The organism is Candidatus Pelagibacter sp. PS_10_02 (assembly GCF_059418005.1).
The window spans coordinates 1,014,839-1,031,291 of sequence record NZ_CM182076.1 but is presented as its reverse complement, the minus strand read 5'-3'; the positions used below and the strand labels follow the sequence as shown (position 1 = coordinate 1,031,291).

The following is a 16,453-nucleotide window of genomic DNA, read 5'->3' as shown; positions in this document are numbered from 1 at the left end:
AAAGTTTTTTAAAAAACTAAAAAACTTTCATATAAATCATGCAATTAAGGTAATAGTTAATTAATGTAAAGCAAATAATAGGTGTTGAAATTTTTAAAATAAACACCATATCTAAGGTATGCCTGAACAAATCAATCTTAAAAAACTAAGTGATTTTGACAATAAATCACTATTAATTGTTGATGATGACAACCCTTTTAGAGATAGACTGGCAAGAGCCATGGAAAAAAAGGGCTTTACAGTTTTACAAGCTGAGAGTGTGCAAAAAGGTATTCAAACTGTTAAAACAAATAAACCAGGATTCGCTGTTGTTGATTTAAGGTTGGCTGATGGAAATGGATTGGAAGTTGTTAAAGAAATACAAGTTTCAAATCCCAAAAGTAGAATTATTATGTTAACCGGTTATGGAAATATACCTACGGCGGTAGCAGCCATTAAAGAAGGGGCCATTGATTATTTGGCAAAACCTGCAGATGCTGATGATGTTGAAAAAGCATTATTGGCAGATCCAGAAAAGAAAGCTGAACCACCAGAAAATCCGATGTCAGCAGATAGAGTTAAGTGGGAACATATTCATAGAGTTTTTGAATTATGTAACCGAAATGTATCAGAAACTGCTAGAAGACTTAAGATGCACAGAAGAACTCTACAAAGAATATTATCTAAAAGATCTCCTAGATAAATTTTCTTAATTTAATTATTTTTTTTGCTAATAAAGTTAAAAGACAAATCTTGAATAATTCAGCTAGTAAAAAAGGTGTTACACCTAAACCAAGTATTGGTTTATCCCATCCAATCAAAGTCCCAAGCCAGATTGCTCCAAATATATAAATTATTGAAACTGAAAATATTAATTTAGTAAAAATTAAAAAAATATTATTTTTCATATTGAGATATCCTGCAAAAAAAACTGCAAATAAAAAACCTATTAAGTACCCCATTGTTGGACCGGTAAAATAAACTAAACCAATACCTTTTTCTGGGGAATTAGAAAAAACAGGCATTCCAATAATACCTTCAAATAAATATACACCTACTGTTGTAAGACCAATTTTATACCCAAATGCTAAGCCTATGAAAAGTACAACAAAAGTTTGCATCGTCATTGGCACTGGATAAAATGGTATTTTTAATTTAGCAGAAATGGTTAGAGCAATAGTTCCTAAAAAAATCAATATAAATGTTTTTGTAACTTTTTGAATTGAGTTTGTTTTTAATAGATCCATAAGTAAAATTTACTATTTATTATTATAATAATCTAGTTTTTTATTAGTCTTAAAAATACATCTTCTAAATCACCATCATCAGTTGATATATCAACAATTTTGACGTTATTTTTCTTTATTAAGTTTATTAATTTTTCCATATTAACTTTGCTCTTTTCGTAAGAGACGCAAACTTCATTGCCTATCTTTGATATTATTTCAAGAGATTCAAGGTCATTTTTTTGAATATTAATTTCTTTATCTGTTTTAAAAGTAACTTTTTTTGTTTGAATTCTATTTAAGAGATTTTTAGTACTATCTAGGGCTACTACATTTCCTTTGTTGAGAATAGCTATTCGATCACACATTTCTTCTGCCTCCTCAAGATAATGTGTTGTCAAAATAATAGTAACACCAAGTTTGTTAAGCATTCTTACATTTTTCCATAAATTTTGTCTCAATTCGACATCAACTCCAGCAGTAGGCTCATCAAGAAAAACGAGAGGAGGCTGATGAACTAACGCTTTAGCCATTAATAATCTTCTTTTCATTCCACCAGATAAACTTCTGGCATAACTATTGGCCTCTTTTTCTAAAGATACTAGATTTAAAATTGTATCAGTAATTCTATCTTTTTCTTTTACACCATATAAGCCTGCCTGAAGTTCTAGTAGTTTTCTTGGACTAAAAAATGGGTCTAAATTTACCTCCTGAGGAACTACTCCAACTGAAGCTCTAACCTGTCTGGGATTTTCATCTAGATCAAATCCACATACATTAACTTCACCCCCAGTCTTAATGACTGTCCCAGCTAAAATATTTATAAAAGTTGTCTTACCTGCTCCATTTGGACCCAGAAGGCCAAATATTTCTCCTTCTTTCACGTCTAAGTTTAAATCATTTAAAGCATAAGTTTTTCCATTATGTTGCTTAGAATAAATTTTTTTTAGATTTTTAACCAAAAGTATATTTTTTTTGTTCATGTGCATTAATACATTTATAATATTTAAAATAATTAAGATAACATTAACTTAATGGATAAAATTAAAAAAACAGATCACTTTTATTTAATTGATGGTTCAGGTTATATCTTTAGAGCTTACTACGCTCTTCCACCCTTAACCAGAAAAAGTGATGGACTGCCGGTTGGAGCAGTAAGCGGATTTTGTAGTATGTTATTTAAATTATTAGAGGATTCAAAATCAAATGAAAATTTACAAAAACCAACTCATTTTGCAGTAATTTTTGATTCAGCTAGAAAAACTTTTAGAAATGAAATTTATTCAGATTATAAAGCAAATAGATCAGAAGCACCTGATGACTTAGCACCGCAATTTGAATATATAAGAAAATCAGTCCTAGCATTTAATTTACCATCAGTTGATCTTCCAAATTATGAAGCTGATGACTTGATAGCAACTTATACAGAACAGATATTGGCAAAAGGAGCTAAGGTTACGATAGTTTCTTCAGATAAAGATCTAATGCAACTATATAGAAAAGATGTTCGTTTATTTGATCCCATGAAGAATAAATTTATTACCCCAGAAGACATAATGAATAAATTTGGTGTGGAGCCAAAAAAAGTAATTGATGTTCAGTCATTAGCTGGAGATAGTAGTGATAATATTCCTGGAGTTCCAGGCATAGGTGTAAAAACTGCTGCAGAACTTATTAATCAATACGGAACTCTTGAAAAATTATTAGATAATGCTCATGAAATAAAACAAAATAAAAGAAGAGAAACTCTTATAGAAAATAAAGATAAGGCAATTATTAGTAAAAAACTAGTAACCCTTATGAAGGATGCTCCAGCTCAAAGAAAGATAGAGGAATTTCAATTAAAAGAAATAGATAAGGAGAAACTATATAAATTTTTAAGAGAAATGGAATTTAATAGACTTCTTAGCTCAGTCATTTCTGCGTATGGTGAACCTAAATTAGCAACCACTAAAACAGAAAGCTCAGTAAAAGAAAAACAACAAAATATAAGTAAGAAAAATTACCATCTTATTACTAACGAAGAAGAGATAGAAGAATGGATTAATGAAGCTGAGGAGGCTGGTGAATTAGTAATAGATACCGAAACAAGTTCACTGGATGCGCATCAAGCAGATCTTGTTGGAATATCGCTAAGTACAAAAATTGGTAAAGCTTGTTACATTCCAATAGCACATAAATTTGACGGATGTTTAGATAAAAATATTGTAATTAAAAAATTAAAGCCACTTTTAGAGGACAAGAGTGTAAAAAAAATAGGCCAAAATATTAAATTTGATTTTATTGTTTTGTACAAGCAGGGAATAAAAATGAATTCAATGGAAGATACAATGCTGATGTCTTATGTGCTTGATGCGGGAAAAAACAGACATAATATGGATACATTATCTGAGATCCACTTACAGCATAAAACAATTTCATTTAAGGAAATAGTGGGTACCGGAAAAAAAGAAATCAATTTCAGCGATGTCGAACTTGATAAGGCAATGGAGTACGCTGCTGAAGATGCAGATATTACTTATAGATTATATAAAATTTTTAATAAAAATCTTAAATTAGAAAAATTAACTAATATTTATGAAATTTTTGAAAAACCTTTAATTGAGATACTAGCCTTTATGGAAATTGAAGGGATAAAAGTTGATAATAAATTTTTGAAAGTACTATCCGAAAAATTCGAGAAAAAAATTAATAAAATAGAAAAAGAAGTTTTTAAAATTTCAAAAAAAGAATTTAACATTGCCTCACCAAAGCAATTAGGTGAAATAATTTATAATGAATTAAAAATAGCTGCCCTTAAGAAAACAAAAAAAGGAAGTTTTGCAACAAATGCAGGTGTACTTGAAGATTTGGCATTTAAAGGACATAAATTCCCACAATTAGTTTTAGATTGGAGACAGGTATCTAAACTTAAAAATACATATTCTGATGCATTACCAGAACATATAAATCCTTCCACAAAAAGAGTACATACTTCATTTTTATTAGCTGCAACAACAACTGGAAGATTAGCTTCAAGTGATCCAAATTTACAAAATATTCCTATTAAATCAGAAGATGGTAAAGATATAAGAAAAGCCTTTATATCGGAAAAAGGGTTCACATTGATCTCAGCAGATTATAATCAAATTGAAATGAGAATTTTAGCTGATTTAGCTGATGTTAAGGAGTTAAAAAAAGCTTTTAAAAATAATGAGGACATTCACACACTTACAGCTAGCCAAGTTTTTAATATTGATATTAAAAAAGTAGACCAAGATATGAGACGAAAAGCAAAAGCAATAAATTTTGGTATTATTTATGGAATTTCACAATATGGTCTTGCAAAACAAATTAATGTTTCAAATCATGAAGCTAATGAATTTTTAGAAGCATACTTTGCTAAATTTCCAGAAATAAAAGTTTATATGGATGACACTATTAAATTTTGTAGAAAGAGTGGATATGTAAACAATGTTTTTGGAAGACGATCACACTTTAATGGAATTAATGATAAGAATTTTAATGTTAGAAATTTTCAAGAGAGAGCTGCAATTAATGCGCCAATTCAAGGTTCGGCATCTGAAATTATGAGACTTGCAATGATTAGAATTGATCAAAAGTTTAAAGAAATAAAAAATAATAAGTCAAAGATACTGCTACAAATTCACGATGAGTTAATTTTTGAAGTTCCAGAAAAAGACGCAAAGAATATAACAAAGATCATCAAAGAAGAGATGACAAGTGTTACAAACAGTGATTTGCATGCTTTTTCAATCCCACTAACAGTGGATATAAATACGGGTGATAATTGGGGAGTACTTCATTAATTAATGAACATTGCCTAAATTAGAACAATTTAGTATTTTTAAAGTAGATTATGCAAACACAAACAATCGCTTTAATAGATGATGATCGAAATATACTTACAAGCATAAGTATTGCGCTTGAAAAAGAAGGTTTCAAGGTTCAAACTTATATTGATGGCGAGAGTGCATTAATTGGACTAAGTAGAACACCACCAGATTTAGCAGTAATTGATATTAAAATGCCAAAAATGGATGGTGAAGAACTTTTAAAAAAATTAAGAAAAAAAACTTCTCTGCCAGTAATTTTTTTAACATCGAAAGACGATGAGATAGATGAACTGTTAGGGTTAAAATTAGGAGCAGATGATTTTATAAAAAAATCTGGCGGATTTTCCATAAAAGTTTTAATTGAAAGAATAAGAGTTCAGCTAAGAAAAAAAGATATCAATGTTAACCTTGAAGAGACTAAGAGTATAATTTCTCATGGAAGACTTAAACTTGACCCTTCACAACTGGAATGCGAATGGAATGGGAAACAGTTACCAGATAAACTTACAACAACAGAATTCTTAATAGTGAAAGAGTTAGCCAAAAGACCAGGCATAATCAAGGAACGTGCACAGTTAATGGACATAGCCTATAGAGAAGATACTGACATTGAAGATAGAACTATAGATAGCCATGTCAAAAGAATTAGAAAAAAATTTAAAAAAGTTGATCCTGATTTTACTGCAATTGAAACAAGATATGGTAGTGGATATAGATGGAACGTTAGTTGATGTTCACAAATTTCATAAAAAGTTTATCAATTTTAAAAAAATTTTTATTTATAAATTTAATAATTTTTTTAGTAATTGGTAGTCTGGCATTTTTGTATATTAGCAATGTTAAACCAATCTTAATTAAAAATAAAACTACCAAGCATATTAAAATAATCAATAATACCATTGAACACATACTTCGATTAAATATAAAATTTGAAGAAGAAGATATTAGAAGATTTTTATTTTCAACAAGATTTTTATTTCAAAATTTAGATAGAGTTATTCTATTTGATAATCAATTTAATCTAGTAGGAGATACTGATACTCTAGATTTAGACCCAAGATCATTTTCAAATAGACTAGACATTGTTCAATTAGAAACTTTAAATGAAGAAAAAAGCAATAAAATAGTTGAAACGAAAAATATAAATAAGGAAAAAACTATTTCTTTAAAAGATATTTTAACAAATTATTCATGGTCTAAGGATTATGGAAAACCTTATACTTTTGTACAAGAAGGGTATGACCAGTTCCTACTGACAACAATAAACAATGTAATATTGGATGGTAAAAATATTGGCTATTTAGTAATTACAGAAAATGCCAACGATGTAAAGCTAGCTATTGATGAGAGAAAAACTTTTATTTTAAGAACAGTAATTTTTATTGTTATTGTTATTGTTATCTTTTCTTTTGTATTAAATAGATATTTTTTAAAACCAATAAAAAGTTTAGTAACCTATACAAAAATAATTAAAGAAAAGAGCAGGAAGAAAACAAATATAAACGAACTGAAAAATCGAAATGATGAATTGGGAACTTTATCAAATTCTTTAGATGATATGACAAATGAACTTCAAAAAAGAATCTCCCATGCAGAAAACTTTTCAACGGATCTTGTTCATGAAATAAGAAACCCCTTAACATCATTAAAAAGTGCATCTGAAATTCTAAACGAAACTGTTGATCAATCTCAAAGAAGTAAATTAATTGACATTCTTAATCATGATGTTCAAAGAATTGAGAGATTAATTACTGATTATTCTCAAATGTTGAAGGACGAGGTCGCTTTAAGTAAAGAAAAGATGAAACGAATTAATCTTAAAACAATAGCACAATCTGTTGTTGATGATTTCAACAATATTTATGAGGCTAGAAGGGGCATAAAAATAATACTAAATGATTTAAATAATTATGACGAATATTATATTAATGGAATAGAAAATAGAATTGAACAAATTATTGCAAATTTGCTTGATAATTCAATTTCATTTAGTGAGGACAATAAAAGAATTTTAGTTGAAATTTTTAAAGATGATAAAAATGGTATCATTTTAAAGGTTATAGATGAAGGTAAGGGATTTAAAGAAACTAATACAAAAAAAATATTTGATAGATTTTATAGTAATAGACCAGATAATTTTGGTGAACATTCAGGTTTAGGTTTAAACATAGTGAAAAATTTAGCTGAACTACATGGTGCTTCAATCAGTGCTGCTAACAATACAGCACAAAAGGGTGCAAATATTGAAATTATATTTCCCAAAGCCTAAACATAAGTTGATAAATCAATTTTTTATTGCTAGAAGACCGTTCGATGGATGATTTTAAAGTAAAAGATATATCACAAGCAGAATTTGGTAGAAAAGAAATTTCTATTGCAGAAAGTGAAATGCCAGGACTAATGGCTTTAAGAGAGGAGTATCAAGGAAAAACTCCTTTAAAGGGTGCAAAAATTCTTGGTTGTCTTCATATGACAATTCAAACAGCTGTTTTAATTGAGACACTTGTTGAGCTTGGAGCTGAAGTGAGATGGTCTTCATGTAATATTTTTTCAACTCAAGATCATGCAGCGGCAGCCATAGCAAAAGCAGGTATACCAGTTTTTGCGTGGAAAGGTGAGACAGAAGAGGAATATCTTTGGTGTATAAAACAAACCATTGAAGGAAAAAAAGATTGGAAAGCTAATATGTTATTGGATGATGGTGGTGATTTAACTGCAATTATGCATAACGAATACAAAGATTTATTAAAAGAAATAAAAGGTGTTTCAGAAGAAACTACTACAGGAATTAAAGCACTCAATAAAATGGAAAAAGAGGGTTCTTTAATGATCCCTGCAATTAATGTTAATGATTCAGTTACTAAATCAAAATTTGATAATTTGTATGGTTGTAGAGAAAGCTTGGTTGACGGTATTAGAAGAGCTACGGATGTTATGATGTCAGGAAAGGTTGCAATTGTTGCAGGCTTTGGTGATGTTGGCAAAGGTAGTGCTGCATCATTAAGAAATAGCGGTGCTAGAGTAATGGTCACTGAAGCAGATCCAATTTGTGCGCTTCAAGCAGCAATGGAGGGATATGAGGTTGTGTTAATGGATGACGCTATTGATAAAGCTGATATCATTGTAACAGCAACTGGGAATAAAGATATTGTTACAGCTGATCACATGAGAAAAATGAAGGATCGAGCAATACTTTGCAATATTGGACACTTTGATAATGAAATTCAAGTTGATGCTTTAAAAAACTATAAATGGTCTGAAATTAAACCAGAAGTAGATGAGATCGAGTTAGTTGATGGTAAGAGAATTATTTTATTAGCCAAAGGTAGACTAGTGAATTTAGGTTGTGCAACGGGACATCCCAGTTTTGTAATGAGTGCATCATTTACAAATCAGGTAATGGCTCAGATAGAATTATGGAATAACCATAAAAATTATGAAAATAAAGTTTATGTATTACCAAAAAATTTAGATGAAAAAGTTGCAATGCTTCACCTAAAAAAAGTGGGTGCAAAACTAACCAAACTATCTAAAGAACAAGCAGATTATATAAGTGTTGAGACAGAAGGACCATTTAAACCAGATGCCTATCGCTACTAATAGCGAAAAACTAGATATCTCATTAGAAGATAGAACCTCAGAGTTAGCTAAAAAAATCTCGATATCATTAAATAAAGCTGATGTTGTATTATTTCATGGTGAAATAGGCGTTGGTAAAACAACTTTTATAAAACATCTAATTAATAATTTACAAAAATTAAATAATATAAATCAAACAGAAATTACAAGCCCTACATTTAATTTAGTAAATGAGTATGATGTTGGAAAATTTACCGTTCAACATTATGATCTTTATAGACTAAAAAATATTGATGAGATAAAAAATATTGGTCTATTAGAAAATAGAAAGGAAGTTTTAACCTTAATTGAATGGCCAGAAAAAATAGAAAAAAATATTGAAGATAAGATAGAATTATTTTTTGAATATAATGATGATTTAAGTAAGAGATTTTTAACTATCAAAAATTTAAAAAACTAAATGCTGCCTTATAATTATAAATTAAAAAAATTAAAAGGTGACGCATCATTTAGAACCTTTTATAGACAAATTAAAGAAACAAAAAAATCTATTATAGTTCATGCATCTAAAGAAAAAGAAAAAAATCTATTAATTTATGATGCAATTAATAGATTATTAATTCAAAATAAAATTTTAGCCCCCAAACTTTATAGTGAAAATTATAAACAAAATTTCATAGAAATTGAAGATTTTGGCGATCAAACAGTTTTTAATCTATTAAAAAAAAATAATAATCAACAATTAAACTTATTTAAAAAATCAGTTCAGCTTCTTCATAAAATTCAAACAATTAAAAAAAATAAAGTTATAAATTTTAAAAATAAAATTTATAAGATACCCCGTTATAGCAATAGTATATTGCACGAAGAAGCCAATTTATTTACCAAATGGTATGCTAAAAAATTTGTAAAAAAAAATAAATTTTTAAAGTTTAAAAGAGAAATTAATGAACAAATAATAATTTTATCAAGAAATTTAAGATGTAAACATAATGTTTTTGTTCATCGAGATTTTCATGTATCTAATTTAATGAAATTTAATGGAAAATTAGGAGTTATAGATACACAAGATGCATTGATAGGAAATAGAGCTTATGATTTAGCATCTTTAATTGATGATGTTAGATTTAAAACCAGTCAAAAGTTAAAAGGAGATATATTTAGATATTATATAAAATTGAATAAAAAAAATATTGATGAGTATAATTTAATTAATGATTTCGAAATTTTATCAATTCTTAGAAACATGAAAATAATTGGAATTTTCACAAGATTGGCTATTAGAGATAAGAAGTTAAAATATTTAAAATTAATACCTTATGCTTGGAGATTAATAGAACTAAGAATTAAAAAAAAACCAATTTTTAATGATTTAAAGAAAATATTAGATAATAATTTTTCAAATAAAATGAGAAAAATTTAATGAAAATTAAAACTGCATTAATTTTGTGTGCTGGTTATGGAAAGAGGTTAAATCCATTAACACTAACAACACCAAAACCACTCTTAAAAATTAATCAAATTACATTATTAGAGAATTGTATTAACTTAATAGTATCATTAGGCATAAAAAAAATTCTAGTAAATACTTTTTATTTAGAAGAAAAAATCAAAAACTTTATAGAAGAAAAAAAATTTAAAATTGAAATTAAAATAATTAAAGATGGAAATAATATTTTAAACACAGGAGGAGGAGTTTTAAATATGGTAAATTCTTCAGAAGACGTGGATTTTTTAGTTTTTAATCCAGATACGGTATGGGGTGAAAATTATAAAAAAGATATAGAGTGTATGGAAAAACTATACTTCTTAAATAAAGTTAAGAATATACTTTTATTAGTAAATAAGAATATTAGCTTTGATAAAAATTTGCCAGGTGATTTTAGCCTTAATAATAATATGATTAAAAAAGATAAATTAAATAATTTAATTTATACAGGATGCCAAATTATAAATAAGGATTTATTTAAATATTATTCAGTTCATAATTTTTCAATATCAGAGATTTGGAATAATTTAATTGAAAGTAATAGTCTTTATGGTTTTGAAAGTTTAGAAAATTTTTATCACTTAACTAATCTCGAAGTTTACGAGAATCTATTAAAAAACTAGTAAATTTTTAGCTCTTTCTTTATCTAAATAAAAACACTCCTTAATATTAAGTGAAATATCTAAATCGATTAAAAGTGGATTGCCCGTAGGTATTTCTAATAATGATATTTTGTCTTTATCTAATTTAAATAAGTATTTACATAAAGCTCTAATAGAATTTCCATGTGCTGAAATTAAAATATTTTTATTATCCAAAAGTTTATTTTGTATTTCATTTTTGTAAAATTGAATGACTCTTTCATAAGTATCTTTAAGAGACTCAGTGTCAGGAATATTTTCTTTTGGAATATCCTTATACACTTCAATATTTAAAGGATGATAAGGGTTTTTTCTGTCTAATGGATCAGGTCTAATATCCCAAGATCGTCTGAATTCATGAATTTTTTTTTCACCAAGTTTTTCTCTCATCTCATCTTTATTTAATCCAGTTAATGAGCCATAATGTCTTTCATTTAATTGCCAGGCTCGAATGAATTGCTTGTCATCTCCCAGTGTATTTCGAATAAATTTTAGTGTGTTAATGGCTCTTAATTGAAATGATGAAAAAAAATAATCGATGCTGAGTTTAATTTTTTTAATACTTTCTCCCGCTTTAAGCGCTTCTTGCTTTCCTTGTTCTGTGAGATCAACATCCACCCAGCCTGTAAATCTTTTTTTTAGATTCCATTCACTTTGTCCATGTCTAACTAAAATTAAATGAGGCATTTGATATATTTTAATAACTTATATAACCTATAAAATGAATATAATTATTATGAATAATTTAATAAAATTTTCAAAACTCATATTCTATTTTTTAAACATAACATTAATTATACTTTATTTGTTTCCAGGCAGTATTTTTGGGTATTTTCTTTATAATGACTTAAATATTCAACCTCAAATAACTAGAGATTTTATTATATCTAGTAATCATTTTTATGCTTTTGCTTTACTTTCTATTTTTGGTTTTTTTGCTTATCATAAGACTAAAAATATAAATTTTTTATCTTTATATTTAATATTTCTATCAATTATTCTAGAATTTTTTCATCTTATTATTCCTTACAGAGGATTTGAATTTAGTGATTTATTTGGAAACCTAGCAGGTGTTATATTTGTAGTTATTATTTATAAAGTGATAAGTAGGTATGCTTAAAATTAAAAATTTTATTTTTTTTTCAATATTTACTTTATTTTTAGGCTGTTCTTCAATTCCACAAAATACATCAAATAGCTGTTCAATTTTTAATGAGAGATATCTTTGGTATAAACATGCTAAAAGTACTGAAAAAAAATGGGGCACCCCAATCTATGTTCAACTGGCAATAATAAAAATGGAGTCTGATTTTCACTGGTTAGCAAAACCAGAAAGACAAAAGCTATTTAAAATTATACCCTTTAAAAGACCCTCAAGTTCTTTTGGTTATTCTCAAGCAGTCAAAGGAACATGGGAGCAATATAAAAATGAGACAGGTAATAAATTAGCAACAAGGGCAAGATTTAAGGATAGCGTTGATTTTATTGGTTGGTATACAGATAAAACAGAATCTCTCCTAAAAATTTCAAAACAGGATGCATTTAGACAATATATTGCATATCACGAAGGTTGGGGTGGTTATAAAAATTATAAAAATAATCAAAAAGTTATAGGATTAGCAAAAAGAGTTAAAAATCAATCTGATAAATATAAATCTCAACTTAAAGAATGTCAGAAAAGATTAAATAAAAATAAATATATTATTTTTTAACGAAGCTGTTTTTTTAATTCGATGTCAACAGCATCTATTCGTTTAGTATTTTTTGCTAATACCAAATACATAGTTGGTGTCACATAAAGAGTAAATAATGTTGAGATGATCATTCCTCCCAAGATAGTTGCTCCTATTGCTAATCGCGAAGCTTCTCCAGCTCCAGGGCCAATGTTTCCGATAACAAGTGGTAACATTGCTATCATCGTGCTCATTGATGTCATCATTATTGGTCTAAATCTTAATTGGCAAGCTTCTTTAACTGATGTTTCAATATTTTTACCAACCGTTCGGAGTTGGTTTGCATAATCCACTATAAGTATACTGTTCTTGGTAGATATTCCAATTAATATAACAAGAGCAATTTGTGAAAAAATATTTATAGAACTGTTTAAGAATAAAATAAAAACTAATCCACCAAAAAGAGCCAGCGGTACAGTTAACATAATTATGAAGGGGTGAATGAATGAATTAAAAGTTGCAGCCATTACCAAATATGCTGTTAAGAAAGCTAAAGCAAAAATAATAAATAATTCATTACTAGTTTCTTTTAATTCTTCTGATTTACCTTTCCAGGTAATTTGATTTTCTACTCCAAGATTTGAGATTGTTTGTTCCAAATAAGATATAGCTTCACTTAATGTATAATTTTCTGAAATATTTGCAGATATAGTTACTGCACTTTGTCTATTATATCTTGCTAGTTTTTTAGCAGAACCTTCTTCTTTAAACTCTACTAAATTTGCAAGAGAAATTAATTTTCCAGTTGTGTCAGATCTTACAAATATTTTTGCTAAGCTCTCTTTGGATCTTCTATCCTCCAAGTACTGCTGTAAAATAATTGGGTATTCTTTACCACGTTGATCAAATTTTGTAACAGTTTTACCCCCATAAAGTGTCTCTAACGTTTTACCAATCGAGTCTGTTGATATTCCTAAGTCTTTAGCCTTATTTTTATTAATAATAAGTTTAATCTCAGGCTTATCTCTAGAATAATCAGACTCTATTCTTGAAAGTTGTTTATTTTTTCTAAGCTCTGATATTATCGTATTTTGAATTACTTCTAATTCTTCGTAAGTTGAGCCCAATATAACCATTTGAACTGGTTTATTAAAATTAGAAACACGAATTGATTGAGGTGATATTGGAAAAGCTACAGTTTCAGGAACAGTAACAATTTTTCCAATAGCTTCTCTCATCACAGTTTGTGAACTTTTTTTTCTATCAGCCCAATCATCTAGTAGAGCAATAATTATGAAACTATTAAATGAATTTCTATTACTTCCAAAACCTGGAACTCTCATAATAAATCTTTTATACGGACTATCTTTTGCCTGAAGAAGAGGTATTAATCTTTCTTCAACATCTTGAGCTCTTTTTTCCGTGTATTCAAATGAACTTCCTTCATCAGTGAAACCAAGAACAAGATATACACCTCTGTCCTCTAAAGGTAACAATTCTTTTTTTGTAAATGTATACAAAATACCAGAAGCCAAGATAGTTAAAATAATAAATGAAATTATAATTTTCTGTTTATTAAGCCAATAACTTAAAGTTTCTTCGTAAAATTTTAATAATGATTTAAAAAAAGTATCAAATTTAATCACTACTTTATTTTGTTTCGGTTGTTTAATTAAAAATTTGCTTGCTAACATAGGAGATAGTGTAAGAGCAACGAATGATGATACGACTATAGAAAAAGACAGTGCTATTGCGGTCTCTCTAAATAATGTTCCAGCAATTCCATCAATAAATATTAATGGTAGAAAAACAGCTACCAGGATTAATGTTGTAGCAATAATTGCAAAACTTATTTGTTTTGATCCCTTATAAGAAGCTACCAGTGGATTTTCTCCTTTTTCAATTCTAGAATAAATTGCATCAGTCATTATTACAGAGTCATCAGTAATAATTCCAATAGCTAAAATAAAACTTAATAAGACAAAAATATTTATTGAAAGTCCAAATAGATAAAGCCCTAAAAAAGAAGCAATTAAACTTACAGGTAGAGCAATTGCAGGAACAATTACCGCTTTTATATTTCCAAGAAATAAATAAATAATTATTACAACTAAAATAAAAGCTACCAGAAGGGTTTTGTAAACTTCATTAATAGCTGAAGAAACATAGTCAGCTCTATTAAAAGCAACTTCAATGTTAACTCCTTCAGGTAATGTTTTTTTAACTTCAGTTATTTTTTTTTTAATTGCTTTTGATAGTTCTACTGTTGAAGCGCCACTTTTTGCATAAATACCAATACCTACAGTTTTTAAATTTAAAGCTTCTTTTGTTTGAGCCTTAAATAATGTTTTTTCAGAAACTGGTCCAAATTCCACAACTGCGACATCAGAAAGTTTAACAATGCTATCTTTTAACATTTTAATTGGTAACTCTTTGATGGAATTAATATTATTATAAGACTTATCTAAATTTAAAGTTAAATCTATGTTGTTTGCCTCAAGTGTACCAGCAGGTAAACTTACATTTTCATTTCTTAATGCCCTCTCAACCTCTTGAATTGTTAGATTGTTTGCAGCTAGTTTTATAGGGTCTATCCAAACTCTAACACTTAATTCTCTTAATCCTCCAGTTCTAATTCTACCAACATTTTTAACACTTGAAAACTGGTCAACCAAATATCTTTCTGTGTAATCTCCAAGCTCTAAATCACTCCAATTATTAGAAGTTACTGCTAACCACATTGTGGTAGTAAACCCAGCAGATTGTTTTAATATCTGAGGAGCATTTGCTTCACTTGGAAGATTATCAACAACTCTTGCAACTCTTTCTCTGATATCATTTGCAGCGTCGTCTAAATCTATATCAGTATTAAATTCAATATTAACAGAACTACTCCCATTTTCAGATGAAGAGTCTATATTCTTTATTCCTTCAGCTCCTCCAATAATATCTTCGATTACTTGAGTGATTTCCTGATTAATGATTGATGCAGATGCTGATTTATAATCCACTCTAACCTGTACCACAGGTGGTTGTAAGCCATCAGGATTTTCTCTAACAGGTAATTCAAAAAAAACAAAAATACCAAATACAACTAATATAAGAGACATTACCCACGCAATAACTGGTCTTCTTATACTTACTTCTGTTATATACATTATTTTTTAATTGGTTTAATTTCACCTTTAGGTCTTACTTTCTTTAGCCCTTCAGCAACAATAATTTCTCCTTCATCAAGACCTGATACGATTTCAATAAATCCATTATTTCTAATTCCAATTTCTATTTCAATTTTATTTGCAATATTATCTTCAGACACTTTATAAACAAAATACTTGCTACCCTCTACCATCATGCTTGTATCTGGAATCCCAAGAGAGTTTCTTTCATTGTAATTAACATTGATTTCTAGAAGGGACCCTGGAATTAATTCAGAATTTTCATTTTGAATTATAACTCTTGTTAATAAACTTCTTGTTTCAGCATTAATTCTACTTGAAACAGCATATATTTTTCCATCATATATTTTATCTTTCATACCTGAGAATTTTGCCTTAACAGGTAAATCTTTTTTGATAAAAGAAGCAAATGTTTCAGGAATTTTAATATCAGAATATAAAATTGAATTATCATCTAATGTTATAATAATAGAATTATCTGAGCCAAGAATATCTCCTGTAATACCTCTATATCCAAGCACACCATCAAATGGAGCAACAATGTTTCTATCTTTAAGCTGAACTATTAAATCTCCTTTTTTTACATTATCTTTTAAAGTTAATTCACCAGTTAAATCATCTTTTTTAATTCTAAAAGACTCAGTTCTTTTTGAGACTGCAGTACCATAACTTTCAATTTTTTCAGAAAAATCTTTATATGAAACTTCTTTAACGATTATTCCTGGAGGCGGTCTTTTACTAAACTTTTTCGCAAAATGGTTACCAATCATTGTTCTTCCAACAATCACAATTGTAATAATTAAAAAGAAAGAAATGATTGCTGAAGTAATTTTTGTTGATCTTTTCATATT

Annotated in this window: 15 protein-coding genes; 10 read left to right on the top strand and 5 right to left on the bottom strand. The window is 28.0% G+C overall.

All coding sequences use genetic code 11. The features are described from left to right. Nucleotides 1-118 precede the first annotated feature (118 nt). Nucleotides 119-682, top strand: a complete 564-nt coding sequence (locus tag AC5SL1_RS05655) for an ActR/PrrA/RegA family redox response regulator transcription factor (RefSeq protein WP_494579550.1) — start codon at nucleotides 119-121, stop codon at nucleotides 680-682. Here the strand turns inward: AC5SL1_RS05655 and AC5SL1_RS05650 are convergent. Both AC5SL1_RS05650 and AC5SL1_RS05645 read right to left on the bottom strand, forming a co-directional pair. Further along, the gene (locus AC5SL1_RS05650) at nucleotides 675-1,226 is read right to left on the bottom strand and encodes a biotin transporter BioY (protein ID WP_494579548.1); all 552 of its coding nucleotides are present in this window, start codon (nucleotides 1,224-1,226) and stop codon (nucleotides 675-677) included. The genes AC5SL1_RS05655 and AC5SL1_RS05650 overlap by 8 nt on opposite strands. A 32-nt stretch (nucleotides 1,227-1,258) precedes the next feature. Then, nucleotides 1,259-2,188 carry an ABC transporter ATP-binding protein gene (locus tag AC5SL1_RS05645; RefSeq protein WP_494599413.1) on the bottom strand — a complete coding sequence of 310 codons (930 nt, stop codon included), beginning with the start codon at nucleotides 2,186-2,188 and terminating at the stop codon, nucleotides 1,259-1,261. 51 nt (nucleotides 2,189-2,239) lie between these two features. On the opposite strand from AC5SL1_RS05645, the gene polA reads away from it, so the two are divergent. Genes polA through AC5SL1_RS05610 form a run of 7 tightly spaced genes read left to right on the top strand, consistent with a single transcriptional unit; the run spans nucleotide 2,240 to nucleotide 10,732 of the window. Beyond that, nucleotides 2,240-5,014, top strand: a complete 2,775-nt coding sequence (polA, locus tag AC5SL1_RS05640) for a DNA polymerase I (RefSeq protein ID WP_494599412.1) — start codon at nucleotides 2,240-2,242, stop codon at nucleotides 5,012-5,014. A gap of 50 nt (nucleotides 5,015-5,064) precedes the next feature. Beyond that, the gene (locus tag AC5SL1_RS05635) at nucleotides 5,065-5,772 is read left to right on the top strand and encodes a response regulator transcription factor (protein ID WP_494599411.1); all 708 of its coding nucleotides are present in this window, start codon (nucleotides 5,065-5,067) and stop codon (nucleotides 5,770-5,772) included. Then, nucleotides 5,772-7,310, top strand: coding sequence for a sensor histidine kinase (locus AC5SL1_RS05630; RefSeq protein ID WP_494599410.1), 1,539 nt, complete (start codon nucleotides 5,772-5,774; stop codon nucleotides 7,308-7,310). Before AC5SL1_RS05635 ends, AC5SL1_RS05630 begins: the two co-directional genes overlap by 1 nt. Nucleotides 7,311-7,354: 44 nt before the next feature. Continuing rightward, nucleotides 7,355-8,641: an adenosylhomocysteinase gene (gene ahcY / locus AC5SL1_RS05625; RefSeq protein ID WP_494572989.1), complete on the top strand. Its 1,287-nt coding sequence runs from the start codon at nucleotides 7,355-7,357 to the stop codon at nucleotides 8,639-8,641. Continuing rightward, the gene (tsaE, locus tag AC5SL1_RS05620) at nucleotides 8,625-9,080 is read left to right on the top strand and encodes a tRNA (adenosine(37)-N6)-threonylcarbamoyltransferase complex ATPase subunit type 1 TsaE (RefSeq protein WP_271516227.1); all 456 of its coding nucleotides are present in this window, start codon (nucleotides 8,625-8,627) and stop codon (nucleotides 9,078-9,080) included. Before ahcY ends, tsaE begins: the two co-directional genes overlap by 17 nt. Next, entirely contained in the window at nucleotides 9,081-10,043 is a 963-nt protein-coding gene (locus AC5SL1_RS05615) for an aminoglycoside phosphotransferase family protein (RefSeq protein ID WP_494599409.1), read from the top strand. It begins immediately after the preceding gene. Then, nucleotides 10,043-10,732 (top strand): sugar phosphate nucleotidyltransferase, encoded by a 690-nt coding sequence (locus tag AC5SL1_RS05610; protein WP_494599408.1) that lies wholly within the window; start codon nucleotides 10,043-10,045, stop codon nucleotides 10,730-10,732. Before AC5SL1_RS05615 ends, AC5SL1_RS05610 begins: the two co-directional genes overlap by 1 nt. On the opposite strand, the gene AC5SL1_RS05605 is transcribed toward AC5SL1_RS05610, so the two are convergent. Further along, entirely contained in the window at nucleotides 10,721-11,437 is a 717-nt protein-coding gene (locus AC5SL1_RS05605; protein WP_494599407.1) for a 2,3-bisphosphoglycerate-dependent phosphoglycerate mutase, read from the bottom strand. The two genes, AC5SL1_RS05610 and AC5SL1_RS05605, sit on opposite strands and share 12 nt — an antisense overlap. A 49-nt stretch (nucleotides 11,438-11,486) precedes the next feature. Here AC5SL1_RS05605 and AC5SL1_RS05600 point away from each other — a divergent pair, with 49 nt between their 5' ends. After that, a complete protein-coding gene (locus AC5SL1_RS05600) occupies nucleotides 11,487-11,870 on the top strand; it encodes a VanZ family protein (protein WP_494599406.1) in 384 nt (127 codons plus the stop codon). Beyond that, a complete protein-coding gene (locus AC5SL1_RS05595) occupies nucleotides 11,863-12,462 on the top strand; it encodes a transglycosylase SLT domain-containing protein (protein ID WP_494599405.1) in 600 nt (199 codons plus the stop codon). Before AC5SL1_RS05600 ends, AC5SL1_RS05595 begins: the two co-directional genes overlap by 8 nt. Here AC5SL1_RS05595 and AC5SL1_RS05590 read toward each other — a convergent pair. Together AC5SL1_RS05590 and AC5SL1_RS05585 are read right to left on the bottom strand one after the other, a co-directional pair. Then, the gene (locus AC5SL1_RS05590) at nucleotides 12,459-15,581 is read right to left on the bottom strand and encodes an efflux RND transporter permease subunit (RefSeq protein WP_494599404.1); all 3,123 of its coding nucleotides are present in this window, start codon (nucleotides 15,579-15,581) and stop codon (nucleotides 12,459-12,461) included. The genes AC5SL1_RS05595 and AC5SL1_RS05590 overlap by 4 nt on opposite strands. After that, nucleotides 15,581-16,450, bottom strand: a complete 870-nt coding sequence (locus tag AC5SL1_RS05585) for an efflux RND transporter periplasmic adaptor subunit (RefSeq protein WP_494599403.1) — start codon at nucleotides 16,448-16,450, stop codon at nucleotides 15,581-15,583. The genes AC5SL1_RS05590 and AC5SL1_RS05585 overlap by 1 nt, the downstream gene beginning before the upstream one ends. Nucleotides 16,451-16,453 lie beyond the last annotated feature (3 nt).

Bases quoted from the DNA above. Each gene is read 5' to 3' on its own strand.
- AC5SL1_RS05655 (WP_494579550.1), top strand. From the start codon at position 119: ATGCCTGAACAAATCAATCTTAAAAAACTAAGTGATTTTGACAATAAA.
- AC5SL1_RS05650 (WP_494579548.1), bottom strand. From the start codon at position 1,226: ATGGATCTATTAAAAACAAACTCAATTCAAAAAGTTACAAAAACATTT.
- AC5SL1_RS05645 (WP_494599413.1), bottom strand. From the start codon at position 2,188: ATGAACAAAAAAAATATACTTTTGGTTAAAAATCTAAAAAAAATTTAT.
- polA (WP_494599412.1), top strand. From the start codon at position 2,240: ATGGATAAAATTAAAAAAACAGATCACTTTTATTTAATTGATGGTTCA.
- AC5SL1_RS05635 (WP_494599411.1), top strand. From the start codon at position 5,065: ATGCAAACACAAACAATCGCTTTAATAGATGATGATCGAAATATACTT.
- AC5SL1_RS05630 (WP_494599410.1), top strand. From the start codon at position 5,772: ATGTTCACAAATTTCATAAAAAGTTTATCAATTTTAAAAAAATTTTTA.
- ahcY (WP_494572989.1), top strand. From the start codon at position 7,355: ATGGATGATTTTAAAGTAAAAGATATATCACAAGCAGAATTTGGTAGA.
- tsaE (WP_271516227.1), top strand. From the start codon at position 8,625: ATGCCTATCGCTACTAATAGCGAAAAACTAGATATCTCATTAGAAGAT.
- AC5SL1_RS05615 (WP_494599409.1), top strand. From the start codon at position 9,081: ATGCTGCCTTATAATTATAAATTAAAAAAATTAAAAGGTGACGCATCA.
- AC5SL1_RS05610 (WP_494599408.1), top strand. From the start codon at position 10,043: ATGAAAATTAAAACTGCATTAATTTTGTGTGCTGGTTATGGAAAGAGG.
- AC5SL1_RS05605 (WP_494599407.1), bottom strand. From the start codon at position 11,437: ATGCCTCATTTAATTTTAGTTAGACATGGACAAAGTGAATGGAATCTA.
- AC5SL1_RS05600 (WP_494599406.1), top strand. From the start codon at position 11,487: ATGAATAATTTAATAAAATTTTCAAAACTCATATTCTATTTTTTAAAC.
- AC5SL1_RS05595 (WP_494599405.1), top strand. From the start codon at position 11,863: ATGCTTAAAATTAAAAATTTTATTTTTTTTTCAATATTTACTTTATTT.
- AC5SL1_RS05590 (WP_494599404.1), bottom strand. From the start codon at position 15,581: ATGTATATAACAGAAGTAAGTATAAGAAGACCAGTTATTGCGTGGGTA.
- AC5SL1_RS05585 (WP_494599403.1), bottom strand. From the start codon at position 16,450: ATGAAAAGATCAACAAAAATTACTTCAGCAATCATTTCTTTCTTTTTA.